The organism is Anaerobiospirillum thomasii, from assembly GCF_900445255.1.
Lineage (GTDB): Bacteria > Pseudomonadota > Gammaproteobacteria > Enterobacterales > Succinivibrionaceae > Anaerobiospirillum_A > Anaerobiospirillum_A thomasii.
This window is the reverse complement of the sequence record NZ_UAPU01000009.1, coordinates 1-22,670: the sequence shown is the minus strand read 5'-3', so window position 1 is coordinate 22,670 and position 22,670 is coordinate 1. Positions and strand designations below refer to the sequence as shown.

19 protein-coding genes, 1 tRNA gene and 1 pseudogene are annotated in these 22,670 nt (G+C 38.5%); 5 read left to right on the top strand and 16 right to left on the bottom strand.

Annotated elements, in window-relative coordinates; all coding sequences use genetic code 11:
* Positions 1-1,973 precede the first annotated feature (1,973 nt).
* The 6 genes from DRZ93_RS13825 to tusA all read right to left on the bottom strand — a co-directional run bounded on the left by DRZ93_RS13825 (position 1,974) and on the right by tusA (position 5,281).
* Positions 1,974-2,348, bottom strand: coding sequence for a DALR anticodon-binding domain-containing protein (locus DRZ93_RS13825; RefSeq protein ID WP_245933826.1), 375 nt, complete (start codon positions 2,346-2,348; stop codon positions 1,974-1,976).
* Positions 2,329-2,571, bottom strand: a complete 243-nt coding sequence (locus tag DRZ93_RS13820) for a hypothetical protein (RefSeq protein WP_245933825.1) — start codon at positions 2,569-2,571, stop codon at positions 2,329-2,331. The genes DRZ93_RS13825 and DRZ93_RS13820 overlap by 20 nt, the downstream gene beginning before the upstream one ends.
* Positions 2,540-3,148 (bottom strand): glycine--tRNA ligase subunit beta, encoded by a 609-nt coding sequence (locus tag DRZ93_RS13815; RefSeq protein WP_245933824.1) that lies wholly within the window; start codon positions 3,146-3,148, stop codon positions 2,540-2,542. The genes DRZ93_RS13820 and DRZ93_RS13815 overlap by 32 nt, the downstream gene beginning before the upstream one ends.
* On the bottom strand, positions 3,073-4,038 hold the full coding sequence (gene glyS, locus DRZ93_RS13810; protein ID WP_245933823.1) for a glycine--tRNA ligase subunit beta: 966 nt from the start codon (positions 4,036-4,038) through the stop codon (positions 3,073-3,075). The genes DRZ93_RS13815 and glyS overlap by 76 nt, the downstream gene beginning before the upstream one ends.
* Positions 4,039-4,058: 20 nt before the next feature.
* On the bottom strand, positions 4,059-4,967 hold the full coding sequence (gene glyQ, locus DRZ93_RS13320) for a glycine--tRNA ligase subunit alpha (RefSeq protein WP_113743373.1): 909 nt from the start codon (positions 4,965-4,967) through the stop codon (positions 4,059-4,061).
* An 89-nt stretch (positions 4,968-5,056) separates the two neighbouring features.
* Positions 5,057-5,281, bottom strand: a complete 225-nt coding sequence (gene tusA / locus DRZ93_RS13315; RefSeq protein ID WP_113743374.1) for a sulfurtransferase TusA — start codon at positions 5,279-5,281, stop codon at positions 5,057-5,059.
* A gap of 58 nt (positions 5,282-5,339) precedes the next feature.
* On the opposite strand from tusA, the gene DRZ93_RS13310 reads away from it, so the two are divergent.
* From DRZ93_RS13310 to DRZ93_RS13300, 3 genes are all read left to right on the top strand, one after another.
* Positions 5,340-5,415, top strand: a tRNA-Thr gene (locus DRZ93_RS13310).
* A gap of 183 nt (positions 5,416-5,598) precedes the next feature.
* Complete coding sequence (gene tpx, locus DRZ93_RS13305; RefSeq protein ID WP_113743375.1) at positions 5,599-6,108, top strand: thiol peroxidase; 510 nt, start codon at positions 5,599-5,601, stop codon at positions 6,106-6,108.
* A gap of 294 nt (positions 6,109-6,402) precedes the next feature.
* Positions 6,403-7,431, top strand: a complete 1,029-nt coding sequence (locus tag DRZ93_RS13300; protein WP_113746695.1) for an OmpA family protein — start codon at positions 6,403-6,405, stop codon at positions 7,429-7,431.
* Positions 7,432-7,529: 98 nt separating this feature from the next.
* On the opposite strand, the gene DRZ93_RS13295 is transcribed toward DRZ93_RS13300, so the two are convergent.
* Genes DRZ93_RS13295 through rpoZ form a run of 4 tightly spaced genes read right to left on the bottom strand, consistent with a single transcriptional unit; the run spans position 7,530 to position 12,131 of the window.
* Positions 7,530-8,663 carry a CobW family GTP-binding protein gene (locus DRZ93_RS13295; protein ID WP_113743377.1) on the bottom strand — a complete coding sequence of 378 codons (1,134 nt, stop codon included), beginning with the start codon at positions 8,661-8,663 and terminating at the stop codon, positions 7,530-7,532.
* Positions 8,660-9,652: an alpha/beta fold hydrolase gene (locus tag DRZ93_RS13290; protein WP_113746694.1), complete on the bottom strand. Its 993-nt coding sequence runs from the start codon at positions 9,650-9,652 to the stop codon at positions 8,660-8,662. The genes DRZ93_RS13295 and DRZ93_RS13290 overlap by 4 nt, the downstream gene beginning before the upstream one ends.
* Positions 9,624-11,828 carry a bifunctional GTP diphosphokinase/guanosine-3',5'-bis pyrophosphate 3'-pyrophosphohydrolase gene (gene spoT, locus DRZ93_RS13285; RefSeq protein WP_113746693.1) on the bottom strand — a complete coding sequence of 735 codons (2,205 nt, stop codon included), beginning with the start codon at positions 11,826-11,828 and terminating at the stop codon, positions 9,624-9,626. Before spoT ends, DRZ93_RS13290 begins: the two co-directional genes overlap by 29 nt.
* A 15-nt stretch (positions 11,829-11,843) precedes the next feature.
* On the bottom strand, positions 11,844-12,131 hold the full coding sequence (gene rpoZ / locus DRZ93_RS13280) for a DNA-directed RNA polymerase subunit omega (protein WP_113743380.1): 288 nt from the start codon (positions 12,129-12,131) through the stop codon (positions 11,844-11,846).
* 313 nt (positions 12,132-12,444) lie between these two features.
* Here rpoZ and DRZ93_RS13275 point away from each other — a divergent pair, with 313 nt between their 5' ends.
* Positions 12,445-14,127 (top strand): transposase, encoded by a 1,683-nt coding sequence (locus tag DRZ93_RS13275; RefSeq protein ID WP_113745435.1) that lies wholly within the window; start codon positions 12,445-12,447, stop codon positions 14,125-14,127.
* Positions 14,128-14,308: 181 nt separating this feature from the next.
* Here the strand turns inward: DRZ93_RS13275 and gmk are convergent, their stop codons facing one another.
* The 6 genes and pseudogenes from gmk to typA all read right to left on the bottom strand — a co-directional run bounded on the left by gmk (position 14,309) and on the right by typA (position 21,179).
* Positions 14,309-14,947, bottom strand: coding sequence for a guanylate kinase (gene gmk / locus DRZ93_RS13270; protein ID WP_113746692.1), 639 nt, complete (start codon positions 14,945-14,947; stop codon positions 14,309-14,311).
* Positions 14,948-14,983: 36 nt separating this feature from the next.
* A complete protein-coding gene (gene yihA, locus DRZ93_RS13265; protein WP_113743382.1) occupies positions 14,984-15,652 on the bottom strand; it encodes a ribosome biogenesis GTP-binding protein YihA/YsxC in 669 nt (222 codons plus the stop codon).
* Positions 15,653-15,679: 27 nt separating this feature from the next.
* Complete coding sequence (locus DRZ93_RS13260; RefSeq protein WP_113743383.1) at positions 15,680-16,303, bottom strand: DUF3334 family protein; 624 nt, start codon at positions 16,301-16,303, stop codon at positions 15,680-15,682.
* A gap of 322 nt (positions 16,304-16,625) precedes the next feature.
* Positions 16,626-18,038, bottom strand: coding sequence for a sigma 54-interacting transcriptional regulator (locus DRZ93_RS13255; protein ID WP_113743384.1), 1,413 nt, complete (start codon positions 18,036-18,038; stop codon positions 16,626-16,628).
* Between the two features lie 3 nt (positions 18,039-18,041).
* Positions 18,042-19,127, bottom strand: a complete 1,086-nt coding sequence (gene glnL, locus DRZ93_RS13250) for a nitrogen regulation protein NR(II) (protein ID WP_113743385.1) — start codon at positions 19,125-19,127, stop codon at positions 18,042-18,044.
* Positions 19,128-19,336: 209 nt separating this feature from the next.
* Positions 19,337-21,179, bottom strand: a pseudogene (gene typA / locus DRZ93_RS13245) (translational GTPase TypA).
* Between the two features lie 355 nt (positions 21,180-21,534).
* On the opposite strand from typA, the gene glnA reads away from it, so the two are divergent.
* The coding region (gene glnA, locus DRZ93_RS13240; RefSeq protein ID WP_113746762.1) for a type I glutamate--ammonia ligase at positions 21,535-22,670 on the top strand (1,136 nt) is incomplete at its 3' end.

Here is a 22,670-nt window from a genome sequence, read left to right as displayed (position 1 = left end):
AATTATAATAAAAATATTCTGGTCGGATATACATATATACTTAATTAAAATTTAGTTTCAGTAATTTTACATATAAGAATATTTGTATTAGCTCTAAGGAATTAGCAGATAATCATTCAATATAATATTAATCTTTATCAGAATTATATAATGATAAGTACATCGATTAATTTTGTAGTTTCACTTAAGTATTAATAAATCCAGTTAAACAGCGCACTTATAATGAATCAAATTTCTGAGGTTATATATTTAAAAATAGTGATTAGATTCACTCAGATAGAGATAAGTTAATAGTTGATTATTTTAACTATTTTTCATTTTAAACTTTATAGATACAAGGTAGGTAATTTATGTTCCACGTGGAACAGTATAGGTAGTAAAACTAAAGATCTAAATATAGAGTGATTAAAAATCCAACTCGAAATTATGCGTAGCTCCATTCTAATAGAGTTATTATTCGTATATTTACGTGGACTATAAATTTCAATACCATAAGTATCTACCATATTGGAAAGAAATCAATATTAAAAATGTTTAAACTATGAATATTGAAACAAAGTGTTAAATGTACTTTGTGATTGCTAAATAGAACATATAAGATATTTGATCCCAATAATTACTGTAGATTTATTTTTTTCACAATAAGCGCTTTATCTATTAAATTAAGATATTGAAAATTAGACGATGCAGTTATAGTTCTTAAATGACATCTTAAATGATAGATAATATAAATGTATATAGAGAAGTTTTTTATATGCATTATGTTCCACGTGGAGCAGAGGATCTGAGTAACTTAAAGTAGCATGAATTCCTGATCCTGGTATAGTATAAGAATGTGTATATGAAAGTTTGTGAACAGTTTTCCTCTTTCAAAAGTTGAATATTAGACTTTAATCTTAATATGAACTATTCACAAGTAGTTCTTCTATTCTAATTATTATTAATATGTAATTGAAATTTTCACACCAGTATTTACAATTATTTATTGGTATATCAATAATGTAAAGCGTAAGCTAACATTATAACCATACAGCATGGAGATTATGCAGAATTACTTTTACAAGGATAGAAATCTGTATACATATATGGTTATATTTAGAAAACTTGTTCCACGTGGAAGTTCGCTATCGAATTTTATTAAATCATGATTACAATTTTCTTAATCTCAACTACAAATCAATTATTCACTTGGGACAATAGTGTATCGAACAACCATTGCAAATGTTTGCAAAAATACCACCAAATAATATGCTCCACGTGGAACGATATCTAGTATTTATGTTTATTATTGTATTAAATAATGTATCCACTGCAGTCTTTCCCAGGTTATTTGATTGATAATGGAAAAGGAAACTGCAGAGATTTGGAATATTGTATGTATTGCATTATATTTATATATTAACTACCGGCTAGTTTAGTTGAGTATGATAGTTTTCCTCGTGGAACAATTGATGAAAACTGATTGTCGATTTTCAATAGTCTTAATGCAGATAGCCAGTGTATGACTCTTATTTAGTGAACTTAAGAAGAAAATAAGAATTCAAAACATTATGCATCCGTCTGTAATGGCAGGAATAAATCTTAAGATAGTTGAAACTCTCTTGCGGTGATCTATCTGAACATATTGATTTTAATTTTGTGAAGGGGAGTATATCATTGCATCTCCATCTTCGCATGATGAAGCTAAAACAATTATATCTCTTAGTGTGCAATTTCCTACGACCTGATGTTTAACATTAAGTAAAAATTTGTAGTACTTTTCTATTTATGGTGGATAATATGCCGACTGATACTGTCATTAAAAACTTAAGCACGTAGTAATTTAGTGGTGTTGAGTTATAGAGAAAAGTCTTACAGCAAAATTTCTTAACAAAGTTGATAATAATTTGTAAATTAGATAGGTGGGATATATGAGTTAAATTAACATTGTTTACAAAAGAAGAGAGTGGCTGAAGCCACTCTCCATATAAAGCTTAATATAAAACCGAAATATCTGCGGTCTTTGCAAGAACCATCTTGAGATTTAATAGTATTGAAAGTCTATTATTTTTGATATTAATATCTTCAACATTTACCATTACATTCTCAAAGAAGTTATCTACATCTTCACGCAGCTCTGAGAGAGTTGAAAGAGCCTGAAGATAATCTTTCTTCTCATAGTATGAGCTTACAACAGGTAGTATTGCAGCTAAGCGTTCTACAAGTTGTTTCTCATTGCTATCTTCTAACAGTGACTCGTTGATAGAATCACTTACGTTCTCAGCTTTAGAAAGAATATTAGCAACGCGCTTGTAGGCAGCTGCAAGATCAGATGCTGCATCTAATGCCTTAAATTCTTTTAACGGCATATACACGCTTGTCAAAATCTAAGATTGAGTCTGGTGTATTTGCATATACTGCATTGAATATTTCAGCACCGATATCAAGGTCTTTATAGTAGGCCTTTAATCTATTAAATACATAATCTGAACATCTGCTAACAGTTGTCTTGGACTGCATCTTCTTAGTTAGCAGGTCATAGGTGAAAGACAGCAACTTGTTAAGATTCATATCTAGCTTGTTCTCTAGCATAATACGAATAACGCCAATTGCAGCTCTTCTTAACCGTAAGGATCTTTATCTCCTTAGGAGCAAGATTAATTCCGAAAATTGCTACTAAGGTAGTGATCTTCTCAGCAAGACTTAGAGCGATCTGAACCTTGCCAGTTGGTACCTTGTCGCCTGCAAATCTTGGCAGGTACTGTTCAAATATAGCATCTGCAACATCAGCATTTTCACCGTCGAGTCTTGCATAGTGCATACCCATAATACCCTGGGTATCTGTAAACTCGTTAACAAGTGTTGTTGCCAGATCGCATTTGGCCAGATGAGAAGCTCTTTTACACAGAGCCTGATCTGCGCCTATTTGTTCGCCAATATAAGCTGCAACCTGTTCTACAATTTCAGATCTGTAGGCAATAGTACCAATATCTTTTTGATAAATAACATTGGTTAATTTATCAAAGTATGATTCTAGTGAGTGTTTTCTATCTGTCTTGAAGAAGAACTCTGCATCTGACAGTCTTGGTCTTACTACTCTCTCGTAACCAGATATGAGTGAGGTTGTATCTGATGGGTTGATATTAGAAATAAATATGAATTTAGGCAATAGCTTGTTTTGTGCATCATAATTGGGAAATACTTCTGATCGCCCTTCATGGTGTATACAAGAGCTTCTGAAGGAACCTGTAGGAATCTCTCTTCAAATGATGCTAAAAATGCGTGAGGGTACTCAACTAATGATGTTACCTCTTCAAGTAGATCCTCATCAAGATCTGCCTGACCACCAATAGAGTTTGCTAGAGCAATTACCTGCTCTTTAATCATAGTTTTACGTCTTTCATAATCTGCAATGACGTAACCTTCATTTTCTAATAATGAAAGGTAGTTATCGGCTGATGTAAGCTCGACCTGCTGCTTACCCATAAACCTATGACCAAGTAGTTTGGTACCGCTCTGCAGACCTAATATGGTGCCAGAAATTAAATCAGATCCAAATAACATGCACAGTGTATGTACCGGACGAACAAACTCTTCTTTCTTATCGCCCCAGTGCATGAGCTTAGGGATAGGTAAAGACTCTAATGATTCTTTGAACATCTGAGGAATTAAAGATGTTGTATCATCTCCTTTCTTTAAGGACTTGATATAAAGCCACTCGCCTTTCTCAGTCTTTAATGTAGATACATCTTTAATATCAACACCATTGGAGTTGGCCCAGCCTAGTGCTGCTTTGGTTGGTTCGCCATTAGCATCATAAGCAACTTTGACAGATGGACCTTTGATTTCAATTTCTCTATCTTCCTGCTTTTCATCAAGGGAGGCTATAAATAAAGACAGACGGCGAGGTGTGGCATACCATTTTGCCTCATCATACTTTAAGCCTGCACCATCAAGTCTTTTGGTAAACTCGTCTAGAAGTGCAGTAGACAGTTTTCTTAAAGACTTTGGCGGTAACTCCTCAGTTCCCAGCTCTAGTAAAAGATTTTTGTTAGACATTGTTGAATCCTTTTAGTCTGTTATTTGGAGCACATTGGGAAACCAAGAGCTTCACGAGATTTGTAATAAGCCTCTGCAACTGACTTTGATAATGTTCTGATACGAAGAATATATCTTTGTCTTTCTGTTACAGAAATTGCGTGGCGTGCATCTAAAAGGTTAAAGCAGTGAGCTGCTTTTAGAATTCTCTCATATGCAGGTAATGGCAGTGGCTTTTCAAGAGCTAGTAGATTACTGCTCTCCTGCTCCATCTGATCAAACATCTTAAAGAGGAATTCAGTATCAGCATGCTCAAAGTTATAAGCTGACTGCTCAACTTCGTTCTGGTGAAATATATCTCCGTAGGTAACAACACCGGTTTTGGTATTGGCCCATACAAGATCGTAAATTGAGTTCTTGCCTTGAATGTACATGGCCAGTCTCTCAAGACCATAGGTGAGCTCGCCTGTTACTGGATAGCAGCTAAGTCCTCCGACCTGCTGGAAGTATGTAAACTGAGATACCTCCATGCCATTGAGCCAGACTTCCCAGCCTAAGCCCCAAGCACCTAAGGTTGGGTTCTCCCAGTTATCCTCAACAAAACGTATATCATTGACTGTAGGATCAAAGCCAAGCTCTTTTAAAGAACCAAGATACAGATCCTGAATATCATCAGGGGAAGGTTTTAAAATAACCTGAAACTGATAGTAGTGCTGTAATCTGTTAGGGTTTTCACCATATCTTCCATCAGTAGGTCTTCTTGAAGGCTGTACATATGCACAGCATATAGGTTCAGGACCGATTGATCTGAGGAAAGTCATTGGGTGAGAGGTTCCAGCTCCAACCTCAAGGTCGAAAGGCTGAGCTACCATACAGCCCTTTGACATCCAGTAATCCTGTAAAGTAAAAATCAGACCCTGAAAGGTCTGTAAGTCGTATTTATTTGACATAGTCTATAGTCCGTAACTACAGTGTAAAAAATAAATAGCATTTTAGCAGAAAAGGCAATTCTTAGCTTTATTTATCTGATATAAAGTAATTATTTGCACTTGGTAATGTTATATTTATACTGATTATTATCACAGCCTTGAGTAAGCTCATGACCCATAAATTTACAGTAGGCAGGAATGTCTCTTTGAGATACAGGGTCATCAGAAAGTACCTCTAGTGTGTCTCCTATATTTAGAGTGCGCATCTTGCTTCTTATCATAGTCAAAGGGTCTGGACACCTAAGTCCAAGACAGTCTAAAAAAAAATTATTCATTTTTTAAAAAATTCTTGCAATTATAAAACTTATTGATATAATGAGCTCACTTTCCTTTGCTGGCTTAGCTCAGTTGGTAGAGCACCTGTTTTGTAAACAGGGGGTCGTGGGTTCGAAGCCTACAGCCAGCACCATCCAAAATACCCCAAGAAATTAAGACTATACAGTAATCTTTGCATTATTGCAATACGCATTTCTTTCGCTCTATTTCTAAAAGCTACATAATAAAATTTATTGAATGAAATAAAATAGGCACCTTAAAAAATTGACGAATGTATAATAAAGAAAACGCAAAATTTATTTAGGAGAAATTTTAAATGACTCAAGTTACTTTTCAGCAGGCAGCGGTAAATGTTAAGGGCTCACTTGTTAAGGTTGGCGACGTTGCACCTAACTTTGTAATGTGCAAGGGCGACCTGAGCGACTACGAATTAGCCGCCAACAAAGGAAAAGTATTAGTTTTATCAGTTGTTCCAAGCCTTGACACCCCAGTATGCCAGGCATCTGCAAGAGCCTTCAATCAGAAAGCAGCTGGTTTAGGTGCTGAGGTTCTGTGCATATCTAAGGATCTTCCATTTGCTTCATCAAGATTCTGCCAGGCTGAGGGTATTGAGAATGTTGTTACCCTGTCAGACTTCAGAAATGACTCAAACTTTGGTGAGGCTTATGGTCTTGAGATCGCTGACACTGTATTACGCGGTTTACTGACCCGTGCCGTTATCGTTGTTGATAAGGAAGGCAAGGTTGCGTACGTTGAGCTCGTAGGCGAGATCACCAATGAGCCTAACTATGATGCAGCTTTAGAGGCAGCCAAGGCCTGCTTATAATCAATATTTATAAGAAAGGCAAAAGTTTTATTGTAATAAAATTTACAATCAGCAAAATAAAGTGTAGAAGGGGGCATAATTATATGCGCCCTTTTATTATTTTGAGGGGTTATATACTTCATATTTAAAATGTCATATTAAGGTTCAAGAGTATGACATAATAGATTGTGCGTGTTTATGGGCTTTATCTTGATTTAAATATATAATTTGCTAAACTGACATATGGCATAAAAATGTAAAGTATTATAGAATTATTACATTAAATTTAGCCTAAATAGGCAAAGGATAATTATTATGAAAAAGAATTTATTAGCACTTTCAGTAGCATTAGCTGTTGGTTCAATGTCATGTGCCTATGCTGCAGTTCCACAAACAGCTTCAGTAGGTGTTCTTGGTGGTTTCTCATTCTTAGAGGCCGGTTCAAATGAGTATGCCAAAATAAGCGATAAGAGCGGTTATGCCGTAGGCGCCTATTTTGGTTATGACTTTACATCATGGATTGGTGTTGAGACTGCCTATCAGTACTTAGGTGGTTTTGAGGCTACCGATAAGGCTGCAAAGAAGGATCATAACCTGTCAGTTCGCGGCCCACAGTTTGCCTTAAGACTGGCTTACCCACTTTCAGAGACTGGTTCTGATGTCTTCTTTAAAGCTGGTGGTATGTACGCTCAGGCCAACTATAACGGCGATCACAGCAACAACTGGAGACCAGTTGTCGGTGCTGGCGTTCAGTACGTATTTGACAATGGTTTAGGTCTGCGTGCAGGTTACGATCACGTATTTGGTGCTGTTCAGTTTGAGGCTGATTCAAAGGGTGCTGAAATTGAGTCTGATTTAGGTTATGCCTATGTTGGTCTGCAGTACACCTTCGGTCGTCCAGCTCCAGCTCCTGCTCCTGCTCCTGCTCCAGTTGCAAAACCAGCTCCAGCTCCACAGCAGTATAACTACTCATTAGATGCAGGCGCCTTATTCCCATTTGACGGTTCTAAGCTGTCAGATGACGGTGTCAACCAGATCGCCGGTGTAGTTGCCGATGTTAAGGCTCAGAACCTCAATGACGTAAGCTATGATGTTAAGGGCTACACTGACAGAATCGGTAACGAGCAGTATAACCTCAAGCTTTCTGAGAAGAGAGCTCAGGCTGTAACTGATGCCCTGATTGCAAACGGTGTTGAGGCTTCAAAGGTAACCAGCGCTGGCTACGGCGAGGCTGATCCAGTTACTGGTGATAAGTGCGATGGCTTATCAAGAGCAAAATTAATTGAGTGCTTAGGTCCAGATCGTCGTGTAGAGATCGTAGTACAGGGTGAAGGCACCAAGTAATTATTAATATGGTTTAAACCATATTCATATAAAAACAATAAACCCCGGCAGTTCAAAATCATGCTGGGGTTTTTTATATACTTCCAAGTGGCTGATACTTATTCTATACCAGCCTCCTGCAGCATTTGCCTGTAATAGCCTATAGTTGACTCATCTGGGTTATTTAAAGCCTGTTCAAATATATGCTTTATCTGCTCTAAAACAGTCTGTCTTACGATAAAGACCAGCTTTGAGGTGTGGTCATCATCAGGCCAGTTATCAAGCTCTGTCAGAGGGTAGAGATTACCCTGAACTCCATGTATAACCACAGGCTTTTGCTGATTGGTAATATTGATAATACCCTTGATGCGCAAAATAGAGTCGCCATACTGCTGCTGAACAATGCTTATAGCTGATAGCAGGGCAAGCGCATCTATTGGATCCTTATGAACAATACAGAAACTGTCTATATTTGTATGAGCAATAATCTTAGGTTTGGCCAGACCGATAGACTCTTCAACCTTAACCGGTCTAAAAGATGTAGCTACACCGTCGATTTTTTTGATATTAAGCCATGAAGAGACTTTTTCTGTAGTTACACTAGGATTGTTCCTGTAAGGGCCTATATCGTCAATAATATGGGGGTCTATGTTGCCTTTTACTATAGGATAGATTTTGCATGAGTCATTTATCTTCTGTGTGACTTCATAAATTGCATCTATTTCATCCTGGTCGATAAGATCGGTTTTAGATATGAGGATAAGATCTGCAAGAGCAATTTGTTTTACAGCCTCATACTGTGTCTTTAACTGCTCTCTTACAAATTGACCGTCAAGAACAGTAACTGTACCGTCATAACAGAAATTATCCATGATAAACTCATCGGCATTGAGAGTTGAAATAACACCAGAAGGATCAGCAAGACCTGTTGTTTCAATTAGCACACGGTCAAATTTAGGTATGGTGCCGTTGCGTGATTTAGTCAGGTTCTGAACCAGACTGTCTACAAGCTCGCCCTGCAACTGACAACAGATACAGCCAGATCCTAATAGAACTACAGTATCATCTACAGCCTGAACAAGCTCATGATCAAGACCGACATCACCAAACTCATTGATTAAAACCAATGTATCTTTAAATGTATCTGAATTTACCCAGTTATTTAAAAGAGTGGTTTTTCCACTGCCTAAAAAGCCTGTAATAATATTAACTGGAATTCTCTTATCAGAATTATCATTTATAACCTGTGTCACTTTATAAATTCTCCGATTAAAAACTCAAGGGCTGCGCCCAGTGAAAGTGTCTGAAATTTGCTCTCTTCATTTAAAAGATCATGGTAGGCACCATGAGCAAGAAAAATCTGTGGGTTTTGATCAGATATGCTGTGTCTTTTAAAAAACTCTAAGGCATGGGTAGGGTTTACAACCTTATCTTCCATGGATATAACTGACAGAACAGGAATATCAGAACTAAAATCTTTCTCAAGCAGGTATTTTTGTTCAAGCATGGATTTATAGACAAAATTGTAGGTAGGCCCACCAGATGGCAGCTGTGGGTGCTGTGCATAGTATTTATGGTATTTCTCGTAGCGATACTGACAGTGTGTATGATGGTTTTGATTAAAAGGTATAAAAGAGTAATCTTTGCCGTGCGGAGTATAAGACCTCTTAAAGCCACACAGGGACATAAGCTTTGTAAAATTAAATAAGATAGAATCTGGCAGCTTAAAGTAAGGATATATAAAAGGAGCCAGCAGGGCCATCTTTTGTGGTTTGTTGTTATACCTGATGTAGTAACTAAGTGAGATAAGACAGCCAAGAGAAAATGCCATCAAAACGTAGTTATTAATATTAAGTCTGGATAAAATCAGATCAATATCATCTGTATATTCACTAAAACTTTCAATATGACATTTAGGAGAATCTTTAAAATAACGTGATGATTTGCCATTGCCTCTGACAAAGAGTATATAAATATTGATATTTATATCTTTAAGACAGTAAAGCAGATAGGCATATTTATATTCACACTCGCCACGACCCGGAATGATTACAAGATTCTGCGCAGCATCTACCTTGGTGACAGATAAAACAGAAAGGTTTAATTTACCATATGATATAAAGGTATTATCAACTCTATCAAAGAAGTACTCCTCAATAGCAGATTCATTTTGAATTTCATATTCAAGATCTTTAATCAAAGAGTGATTTAGTTTAACGTCTTCTAAAGATTTTAAGAACATTAGGTACAGCTTTTATTCTGCGCATTACACCAGCAAGATGTATTCTGTCGCGCACGGTAACGGTAAGATTTATGATATAAATTGAGTCTTCTTTGATATCTGAATTGATAGATTCAATACGTGAGCCTGCAACATCAACAGCATTGGAAATTTCTGAGAGTATTCCCTGTCTGTTTTCAAGCTCTATTCTAAGACCTGTCTGGAAGTCTAAATTTGATGCAACTGCAAGATCCCATTCAACATTTGTAAATTTATTAGGATCCTTGGACATATCTCTTATATTTGAGCAGTTGTAGTTATGGATGACAAGACCTTTGCCTGGGGTAATATGGGCAATGATATGATCTCCTGGAATTGGCATACAGCATTGGGCAAAGGTATAAGGAATACCGCTTGTACCAGTAATAGGCAGACCTTCTTCCTGAGAGTTAGGAATATCCTGCTGCAGTCTTTTAGCTACAATGGCAGTAAGAATATTACCCAAAGCTATATCTACAAAAAGCGAGTTGAGATCAGGCTTTTTAAATTCAGCAAGAATTGTGTCTATGGCGCTTTGTGGCAGAGACTCAATACGTATGCCTCCCTTAAGGGTATTTTGTAGCAGTCTGCGGCCAATAAGAACACATTCTTGTGTTCTAAGACCTTTTAGATACTGTCTTATCTTGGATCTTGCCCTTGATGTTACTGCAGATGACAGCCATAAGGCAGAAGGTTCGGCATTTGGTGAGGTTATAATCTCTACAGACTGACCAGACTCAAGCGCTCTTGAGAGTGGGAACATTCTGTGGTTGACTCTTGCGCCGACGCAGTGCTGGCCGATATCAGTATGTACTGCATAGGCAAAGTCAACAGGTGTGGCACCGGCTGGCAGATTATAAATCTTGCCATCAGGTGTAAACACATAAATTGCATCAGGGAACAGATCGGTCTTAACGCCTTCAATAAAGTCCATAGCAGATGAGGCGCTTTTTTGCAGATCTATAAGGTTTTTAATCCATCGCTGCGCATTTTTCTGCGCAGTGGTTGATGTTGGTTCTGAACCTTTTTCTTTATATGACCAGTGGGCAGCCACACCACGGGCTGACATCTGATCCATAAACTCAGTTCTTATCTGAATTTCAATTGGCACGCCATGAGGTCCTACCAAAGATGTATGCAATGACTGATAGCCATTGATTTTTGGTACTGCAATATAGTCCTTAAAACTGCCAGGGCGTGGCTTGAAGAGATTGTGCATATGTCCAAGTACTCTATAACAGGTATCTGTATCTGAGAGTATGATACGGAAGGCATATACATCCATAATTTCTTTAAACTGCAGTTCCTTGTTTATCATCTTCTGATAAATGGAGTAGATTTTCTTTTCGCGGCCAAGAACTCTGCAAGGGATTTTAACCTCATCAAGTCTATGCTTTATGGCGTCTTGTATATTGTTTACAATTTCTTTTCTATTGTTTCTGGCTTTGATTACAGCAGCTTTTAAAACTCTATAGCGCATAGGATAGAGAGCAGCCATGCCCAGCTCTTCAAGCTCTGATTTAATCTCTGATATACCTAGTCTGTTGGCAATAGGGGCAAAGACCTCAAGTGTTTCTTTGGCAATACGTTTTCTTTTATCTGGACGCAGATTGCCAATAGTGCGCATATTATGGGTTCTGTCGGCTAATTTAATCAGGATTACTCTAATATCCTTGGTCATAGCCAGAATCATTTTGCGGAAGTTTTCTGCCTGTGCTTCTCTGTAATCATGAAAGCGTAGTTTATCAAGTTTGGTAACACCATAGACAATCTGTCTTACTGTTGAACCAAACTCTTTTTCTACGTCAGCCTCAGTAATAAAGGTATCCTCAACAACATCATGCAGCAGAGCTGCAATTACAGACTCAACATCAAGATGCATACGGGCAATGATACTTGCCACTGCAATAGGATGGATAATATAAGGCTCACCAGATGCTCTTTTCTGACCATCATGAGCACGATCTGCAATTAAAAAGCCTTTGTCTATTTCACAGATGCGTGATAGGGGAAGGTATGAGCAGACAATATCGCGTAGAGGATTGTAGTAATTGTAATTAGGAGATGCTACAACATCTTTAGATGGTGCCGGATAATCATTATAATCAGATATACCTGCAGACGCTGTCAGTGTAGTATCTGTCTTTTCTGGCACCATAATCTATCCTTATATCTAGTTGAACATTTCAACACCATCTATTGGAGCAAACTCATTGTCAGCTGGCAGAGTTGATGTCTCACATAGATGTTCTTTTCTGTCTTGTTTATCTAAAAACTCTTCAGTAATCAGACCTTCTTCAATTTCGCGCAGGGCAATTACTGTAGGCTTATCATTTTCTTCATCAACAAGTGGCTTGGAGCCCTGTGTAGAAATTTGACGTGCTCGACGTGCTGCAATTAAAACTAAATCAAAACGATTTCCAATCTGGGCTACAGCATCTTCTACTGTTACACGAGCCATGTTTAATATACCTCTTAATAGAGAAAGTGGTTTAAATAATGTAATATTTAATTTTAAATAAAAGATTCCCCATAAACTGTACTAATGGGGATTTACTTTAAGCTCATTATATCATATTCACTATCTCCCTAATCTTACCAAATAATTACATAAATCCTTTGTTAACAACAGATTCTTCTTTGCTCTATTATTGTGACATTATTAATAAAATCCATAAAAAAATACTATAAATATATTATTTTAACTGTACATATATGATATAATATGTACAGTTATATCTTAATTAATAGATAATATTTTGAGGGTTTTAGTTATGTCTATACCTGAGAATATAAGAGCCGTCCCAAGACCTACAAATACTGTCGTAGTTCTATCTGGAACTGGCAGATATAGGTACGCTGTTCGTCAAAGATCTGGTACTAAGTATGATGCCAAAGGAAAGGCCCAGCCTATCAATGGAGCTATTATTGGTCATATTATTGATGGTCGTTATGTTGCCAAAGAGACTAAAATTGTATCTCAGGGAGTAATGCCAGATAAATTGTCTTATGGAGCCAGTGCTCTTGCTTTCTCGGTAGTCGGCGATATAAAAGACGATTTGAGGGCCGTGTATGAGTGCGGGGATGTGGATACAATTCTCGCTATGGCCTTGCTAAGGGTAATAAGACCTAGAGTTACAAATACAAGATTGAAGTCCGCCTATGAGCATTGTTTTATTTCAAAATTTATACCTTATGTGGGCCTTAGCAAGAATACAGTAGCAAAGTTCATCTACCACCTTGGCTCAAATTCTCAATTGATGCATGATTTTTATGCAAGACGTATAGACAGACTCCTGCCTTCTTGTCATATTGCTATAGATGGAACTCTTAAGCAGAATACAAGTATAGTTAACGATTTGTCTAACTTTTCAAGGAAGTCTCGTGTCAAAGGTTGCAGAGATGTCTCTATTATCTATGCTTATGTAATAGAAACCATGGAGCCATTATGCTCTATGATTTTACCTGGAAACATTATAGATGCCTCTGCTTATAGAGCCTTTATTAGGAACAATAATATAGAAAAAGGAATTATAGTAACCGACAAAGGCTTTCCACCAAATAAAATTAGACAGGAGCTCGCTGAGCACAAAGATCTTCACTATATAACCCCAATAAGGCGCAATGATGTACGAATCAGTGAGTATTCTCTTTTAGAGTTTGACAGTGCCATCAGATATGAGGAAAAAGCAGTAGTTTGCAGGAAAGTTGTAACAAAAGACGGTCTTTATCTGTATTCTTTCAGAGATATATCAGGCTATGCAAAAGAAAATACAAACTACATAATGAGAACGATAAAAAACAACTCATTTGACGCTCAGGAGTATAAATCTAGAGAAGAAAAGTCCGGATTGATTGTTTTTGAGTCAGATTTAGATCTAGAACCATCTTCTGTATATAAGACATTCAAGGAGCGATGGCTTCTTGAGCTTATGTTTAATCGCTATAAAAATGAAGAGTACTTTGATGAGACAAGAGTTCACAATGACTTTTCTGTGCAGGGTCTTGAGTTTATAAACTTCATATCAACCTTGATTACATCAAGGATTCTAAACAAGCTTGAGGAAAATAATGTACTAAACGGCATAACATATGGAGAGCTTATGGAAGATCTCAATGCCGTATGGAGAAGAACTGATCCACCTATTGAAGGCATACCTGATTTAGATGATGGATACTGGGAAGTGGGGGTTAAATCGAGCTTTGAGGCATTAATTAAACTTGGACTTTGTACCAATAAGCAGGCACCTGAAAAACTTAGAAAAGCTAAAGCTGGTCGACCTCATAAAGAGAAAAAAGAAGTGGACTCGCAAGGAGTTACATCTGAGCCCAAACCAAGAGGAAGACCAAAGAAAAAGCCTGAATTTATTGGACCCAAAAGAAAACCTGGCAGACCTAAAATTGAAAAAACTGACAAGATTAAAAGACCGGTTGGCAGGCCCAAAAAGAGTTCATAGACACTTAAATATGCTATTATTTAAACGGCTTCTTGAGTGGAACAACTTTCCTTTATGATAGCGTCAAATATTGAAGCCGTTTAATAGTACAGATTTTTGGGAAACTTTTATTTAAAGTAAATACAACCTTAAAATCAATAAAATTGACTTTATGTATTTGATATTAAATGGTTTAAAATGTTTACTTTGTCTCATTTGCGCTAAATGATGACAGTAAGTTACCATACTCTGCCTGTGCTTTTACAAGAGTAGATCTGCTTGATAGAACAATTGAGCGCAACTGACTTAAAGATGTATCAAAATCATCATTTACAATAACGTAGTCATATTCATTATAGTGAGATATCTCTCGCAAAGCTTTATCCATACGGCCTGCAATGACATCATCACTGTCCTGACCTCTGCTGACAAGGCGGTTTTTAAGCTCTTCAATTGAAGGTGGCAGAATAAAAATACCTATGGCATCTGGACTTTGCTCTTTGATAATACGTGCACCCTGCCAGTCTATATCCAGAAAGACATCATAGCCCTGATTTATCTGTTCCTGCACTATTTCCTTTGAGGTTCCATAGTAATTGTCAAAGACCTTGGCGTACTCATAAAAGGCATTACGCTCAATAAGAGACTCAAATTCTTCGATACTTACAAAGTGGTAGCTTACATGGTTTTCCTCAGCAGGACGTGGCTGACGCGTTGTATGAGAAATACTAAGTCGCATAGTATCATCATAATTAAAACGCTCAAGCAGTGCTTTAATTAATGATGTCTTGCCAGCGCCACTTGGAGCAGAAACAATAAATAGTGTTCCTTTGCGTGCCATATTATCCTCGTCTTTAAAAATGTTTGGTTAAATTATTTAATCTTCCTGAAAACCATCTTCAGCACCAAAATCTTCGGTGACAGGATTATACAGCTCAAACCACTGTCTTAAAACATTGCGTGTCTCATCAATACCGATTTTACGTAGAGCTGAAAAGGCAATTATGGTGAAATTACCGCCAAATTCCATAAGATCATATTTAAGATCCTTTATTGCCTTGGCTCGGGCCGAGCTTGAGAATTTATCAGCTTTGGTCAGAAGAATAAGGGCAGGCAGGTTTGCTGCAATTGACCAGTCAATAATAAGTCGGTCGTGATCCTTTAAAGGATGTCTTATATCCATGGTAACTACAATGCCGCGCAGAGCATTTCTTTTTTGCAGATATTCACTCATGGATTTTTGCCACTCTCGCTTCATGCTTTCAGGAACGGCTGCATAGCCATAGCCTGGCAAATCCACTAGGGAACAGCCCTGTGTTACCTCAAAGAGATTGATAAGGCGGGTACGGCCTGGAGTTCTAGAGGTTTTAGCAAGACGGCTCTGGTCGCAGATGGCATTTAAGGCAGATGACTTGCCCGAGTTTGAGCGACCTGCAAAAGCAATCTCAGCGCCAATATCAGGAGGCAGAGCCTTAAGATTTGGGGCACTTGTAATGAATTTTGTACGCCTAAAGTCAATTGGCTTTGTCGTAATTGTGTCGCTCATAGTAAGTCTCTTGTAATAAGGAATAAATTATTTGGATAATAAAGCCTGCTCAAGAATTTCATCAGGGCTTAGCTGTGAATGCTCCTCAAATTCTCTGACCTTGGTAAAGTCAGTATCGTCCATGGCAAGCTCAAGATAGAATACAGCTCCGCTGGCTGTCTTGAAAGTTATACGTCTTACAATTGGATTGTCTAAAGACATATTGATGTTAAGCTCGACGTGTTGCGGCAGAGTCAGCATTTTTGGCTGATTCTGTGTAATATGTGAGTGTAGCTCTGAGGAAACTTTACCTGTAAAGTTTCCTATAATCTGATTCATAAGCTCACCTAAAGTTGCCGCAACATCATCAGAAGTATAGTTTTGAGATATTTCATTGGCAGTAAAACCCATATACCTCATGTATGAAGAGTAGATCTCCATAGCAGCTTCTTTAGAGAAGTTGAGTACTACCATGCCTGAGAATGAGCCTGTGAATAAAACAAAGGTACCGATATCTGGACGCAGTGTGGTATGTCTAATTCTTTGTACCATTGGTGTGAAGGTAACTTTAACTTCAGCTGCAGTTGACATAACATAGGTAAGACTATCGCAAAGATGTAACATGATATCGCTTGATGTTATAACAACTTCCTTGAATGTATCGTCTGACATTTTCGGCTCCAATATAAAAATATGTAATTAAGTTTTCAGTTGTATAAAATTTAACAGCTTCGATTATGTGAACATTCTAACATCAAATATATATTTTTAGGCTTAATAAAAGAGTTTTAGATACAAATTACTATCTAGATGGTATGGTTAAAAAAACATAATAAAGACCATGCTCTGTCACCTGTAAACTTGACGGTGATCTTGATTTAAGATGGTGTCTATGTGCTCATACGTATTGATAAGATAAAAAACTCTATTAACATATACGCTGTTAATAGAGTTTTTTTATACAGGAGTTACTGCAGCTTACTGCTGCATTGTGTTATTTGAGGTTAAGCTCTTTAATTTTGCGGGTTAAGGTATTTCTTCCCCAGCCTAAAAGCTTTGCTGATTCTTGTTTGTGATTACCTGTAAATGCCAGAGCTGCCTCAAGCATAACTCTTTCAAATTCAGGAACAGCCTCAGCAAGAATATCTGTCTCGCCTGCTTTGAGTCTGCCGTCAACCCAGTTTCTAAGTTGCTCTTGCCATGATACGGGCTCTTTTGATGTGCCTGTAATTGAAGTGGCAACTTTGACTTGTGCTGTCTTGGCATGTAAAAACTCAGATGGCAGATCTGATAGTTGAATATCACGCCCTGTAACCATAATGGTAAGGTATTTACACAGATTTTTAAGCTGACGCACATTGCCAGGCCATGGCTGACGGCACAGAAATACTAAAACCTCTGATGTAAGTTTCTTTGGTTCAGTATTATTCTCAATGGCGCACTGAGTTAAAAAGTGCTTAGCCAGCATAGGAATATCGTTGTTTCTGTCTCTAAGTGGAGGCATATTGATGTGAATTACATTAAGTCTGTAATACAGATCGGAAATAAAGCCTTCATTTTCAACAAGCTCTTCAATACTCTTTGAGGTGGCAGCCACAATACGCACATTGCACTTGTGAGGCTTGGTAGCATCAATAGGCATATATTCGCCACTTTGCAGAACCTGTATAAGTCTTGTCTGTGAGCTTATAGGCATTTCACTGATTTCATTGATAAACAGTGTACCGTTGTTGGCCTTGAAAATAGCACAGTCCTGCTGTGACTCCTCAGAGCCGAAGATTTCAAAGTCAATTGAATCTGCAGGCATGGATGACATATTGACAGAAATAAAAGGACCTGACTGTCTGTCTGAGTGATTGTGCATGGCAAGAGCTACTAGCTCGCGGCCTGTGCCTGACTCACCGTGGATAAGTACAGGTACCTCGGTCTTTGAGACACGGCCAATGAACTTGAATACCTCCTGCATGGCAGGTGATTTGCCGATAATCTCTGCATCACCTAGAAGCTGCTGATCATTCTGATCTTTTTTATTTTGCATATTGACTCTATGCACGGCTGCACGTCTTATAAAGCTTATGGCCTGTTCAATATCAAAAGGTTTTGGCAGATATTCAAAGGTGCCTTTTTCATATGAATCAATAGCGGCGGTTAAATCAGAGTGAGCTGTGATAATGATAAAAGGTATGTTCTTATCAACATCATGTACCTTCTGAATAAGAGAGATACCATCAACACCTGGCATATTTATATCAGAGACAATAACATCAGGTATTTCTTTCTTTAAAGCCTCAAGGGCCTCCTCGCCATTCTGAAACAGACGATGTGATATAGAGTTGACATCAAGTGCCTTATCAAAAACGAAACGAATACTTGCATCGTCGTCAATGACCCAGATCATTGGATCCATAAATTACGCTCCTTGTTTATTTTTTTCTTTGCGAAGAGGTAACAGTATTCTGAATGTTGTCTTACCTTTTTCACTTTCGCAGTCAATTGTGCCATTGTGTCTTTCTATGATACTTTGCGCAATTGAAAGACCCAAACCATTACCGTCCTGCTTGGACGTTACCATAGGATAGAAAATTGTCTCCCTTATATTCTCAGGGATGCCAGGTCCATTATCAGTAATATCGATAGCAATGGACATGGAGTACTTAATCCCATTGATGATCATGCCTGCCATAGCGCGAGTTTTGATTTTTACAATAGGATGCACTGTTTCTGAGTCATTTAAAGCCTGTACAGCATTGGAGATAATATTGAGCAGTGTCTGCTCAATAGCATCCATATCCATCTTGATTTCAGGCAGAGAAGGATCATAGTCCTTTTCAAAACGTATCTTGCCTTTAGTCTCCATGGATTCAAGAGATAGTACTTTTTCAATAATGTAGTGAATATTGCAGTCCACCAGCGGATTTGGTCTTTGCGGACCCAGCAGTTTATCAACTAGATTCTTAAGTCTGTCAGTCTGATCGATTATGACCTTGGTGTATTCTTTTAATGTGTCATCTGAGTTATAGGTCATCTCTAGCAGCTGAGCTGCACCTCTTATACCGCCAAGAGGATTCTTGATTTCATGGGCAAGGGATCTTATAAGATCGCAGGCTGCAAGATGCTGTGTTCGTCTTTGGAAGTTGTCATTGACCTTTTGCATATAGTCAATGGATTTGATTTCAACCACCAGACCTTTTCCTTTACCACCATATGAGGTGATATTCATATCTACACGCATCTGAGTGTGAGGCTCGGGGCTGATTACTATATCAGAGGCAGTAAAGCCCTGAAAGTTTGGTTTTATAGAATTTGACAGACTGTCGAGCAGATTCTTTTGTTTCTTGTCTATAAGATCTGTAAGCTTTAAAGTCAGCAGTTTGCTCTGAGACATGCCCAACAGCTGCTCAGAGGCTGTATTTGCAAATACAATACGTAAAGCTGTATCTGTTACAAGTATTGCTGTAGCGATGCTCTCAATTATAGCTTTAGGATCGTATTGCATATAACACCCACCGATTAATTATATTAGCGGATCCATTTTAGTGCATTATCACAATTATTGATATAAAAAAATACTTATTAGCTAAAAACCGCACCAATAAAAACACAAATGCACCAAAATAGAAATAGACATTTATAGACTTTAGGCAAAAAAAAGCCGATATTGAGGCTTATGTCAATATCGGCTGTATCTTTATATCAATAAGTTTTTTATTCTTCAGCTTTCTTACCGCCGGCAGCTCTGAAGGCTTTGACACGATCCATCTCTGAGAGGAATTTCTTTCTGATACGAATGGACTTTGGTGTTACCTCAACTAGCTCATCATCATTGATAAACTCAAGAGCCTGCTCAAGTGACATATGCACAGCAGGGGTAAGGATGATGTTGTCATCAGAGCCTGCAGCGCGTACGTTTGTCAGCTTCTTGGTCTTAAGGCAGTTTACAGTAAGATCGTTGCCTCTGTTGTGCAGACCTATAATCTGACCTTCATAGATTTCCTCGCCGGCATCTACAAATAGACGGCCACGCTCCTGCAGGAACCACAGGGCGTATGGTACTGATTTACCTGTATCGTTGGAGATAAGAACGCCGTTGACAACGCTCACCAATGGAACCGCCAACAAAGTCGTCATACTCTTCAAAGGTGTGATACATAAGACCTGTACCTGAGGTTAAAGTCATATATAAAGTCTGGAAACCTATAAGACCTCTTGATGGAATTCTGTAATCAAGACGTACACGGCCCTTGCCATCAGGTGACATATTCTTAAGTTCACCCTTGCGACGGCCTAGCTCTTCCATTACAGAGCCCTGGCAGTTTTCATCAAGATCTAGAGTCAGTACCTCATATGGCTCAAGAACTTTGCCGTTTTCATCTTTATGTAAAATAACCTCAGGGCGTGAAACACCAAGCTCATAGCCTTCACGTCTCATCTGCTCAATGAGCACAGACAGGTGCAGCTCCCCACGACCGGATACCTTGAATCTGTCTGCATCAGTAGTGTTTTCAACACGTAAAGCTACGTTGTGCACGAGCTCCTGACGTAATCTTTCCTCAATATTTCTTGAGGTGATGAACTTACCTTCTTTACCTGCAAAAGGAGAAGTGTTGACACAGAAGTTCATAGAAACTGTAGGCTCATCTACAGACAGAGCAGGTAGTGCCTCTACATTTTGTGGATTGCAGATAGTATCTGAAATCTTAAGCTCACCTAAACCTGTTACTGCAATAATATCACCGGCTGAGGCCTCTCCAACCTCGCTACGGCGCAGACCAAGATAACCTAGCACCTGACCTATACGACCCTGTCTAGTCTGACCGTCAGCACTTACAATGGTTACAGGCTGATTGGCTTTGGCTTTACCACGGGTAACACGGCCTACACCGATAACACCAACATAAGAGGTAAAGTCAAGTGATGAGATCTGCATCTGGAATGGACCTTCACTGTCAGCCTTAGGTGGTGATACTTTCTCTATAATGGTTTCAAAAAGAGGATCCATGGTGTTGCCATGCTCATTAGGATCAAGTGAAGCCCAGCCTGATAAAGCAGATGCATAGATGATAGGGAAATCAAGCTGTTCATCTGTAGCACCAAGATTATCAAAGAGATCAAAAACCTGATCTATAACCCAGTCAGGGCGGGCGCCTGGTCTGTCGCACTTGTTGATAACAACAATAGGGTTCAGACCCTTGGCAAATGCCTTCTGAGTTACAAAGCGTGTCTGTGGCATTGGACCGTCAACTGCATCAACAAGCAGCAGCACACAGTCTACCATTGACATAACACGCTCAACTTCACCGCCAAAATCAGCATGTCCTGGGGTGTCTACGATATTGATTCTGTAGTCATTGTAATTAATGGCTGTATTTTTTGACAGAATAGTAATGCCGCGCTCTTTTTCAATGGCATTTGAGTCCATCACGCGTTCCTGACCAAGCTCAGTTCTGTCAAGAGTGCCCGACTGGCGTAAAAGCTTATCAACTAAAGTTGTTTTACCATGATCAACGTGGGCTATGATCGCAATATTGCGGATCTTTTGTACATCCATGTTTATAAACCTGTATTGACTTTGAGGAGATTGCCCTCTGATGAGTATAAAAATGTGTGAGTATTTTAACGTATTTATCTATTTTTGCTTGCATATTTATAAAAAAAAATTGCAAAGCATAGATTTATAAGGACTAAAAGCGTGCAAATTTGATAAATTGAGGCAAAAAAGCCGTATTTAAAGTGGAAAGTAATTGTATATAGTAAATATAGATTGTGAGATATCTTGGCTATCTGTTAAAATTATACAAAGTTAAATATGATCTAAAAAGATATTTTTAGATTCCCCGCAATTTACAGGTTTCAGTTTAGTAATACCAGTTCAAAACCTTAGATTTAAGGTTCAGGAGATAATTATGTCAGTAACTGAGGTGCTCGAGCTCATTAAAGATAACGAAGTAAAGTTTGCAGATCTGCGTTTTACCGATACCAAGGGCAAAGAGCAACATGTCTCTATCCCTGCAAGCCTTATCAATGAGGACTTCTTTGCTGAGGGCAAGCTTTTTGACGGTTCATCCATGGCAGGATGGAAGGGAATTGACAAATCAGACATGATTTTAATGCCTGATCCAGACAGTGTACATATTGATCCTTTCTTCCTTGATCCTACCATTATTGTTCGCTGCGATGTTCTTGAGGCAGATACAATGACAGGTTATGACAGAGATCCAAGATCTGTAGCCAAAAGAGCAGAAGAGTATCTGCGTTCAACCGGTTTAGGTGATGAGGTGCTGGTAGGTCCAGAGCCTGAGTTCTTCCTTTTTGATGATGTCAAGTACTCAACCAAGATGGGTGGCTGTATGTATCAGGTGGACGATTATGAGGCTGCCTGGAATACAGATGCTGAATATGAGCAGGGTAACCTTGGTCACCACACTTCTGTAAAAGGCGGTTACTTCCCTGTACCTCCTGTAGATCCATCTCAGGATATCAGATCAGAGATGTGTCTGGTTATGGAGGATATGGGTCTTGTAGTTGAGGCTCACCACCACGAGGTTGCAACCTGTGGCCAGAATGAGATTGCCACCAAATACAATACTCTGACCAAGAAAGCCGACGAGGTTATGATTTACAAGTATGTTGTGCACAATGTAGCCAATAAGCACAACAAGACAGCTACTTTCATGCCAAAGCCAATTTTTGGTGACAACGGCTCAGGTATGCACTGCCATATGTCTATTGCCCGCAATGGTGTAAACACATTTGCCGGTAATATGTACGGCGGTTTATCTCAGGAAGCTTTATGGTTTATAGGCGGTATCATCAAGCACGCCAAGGCCCTGAATGCTTTCACCAACCCATCAACCAACTCATACAAGAGACTAGTACCACACTTTGAGGCTCCTGTAATGCTGGCTTACTCAGCATCCAACAGATCTGCTTCTATCCGTATTCCTGTAGCTCAGAATCCAAAGACTGCCCACATTGAGATTCGTTTCCCAGACTGCATGGCCAATCCTTACTTATCATTTGCCGCTATGCTGATGGCTGG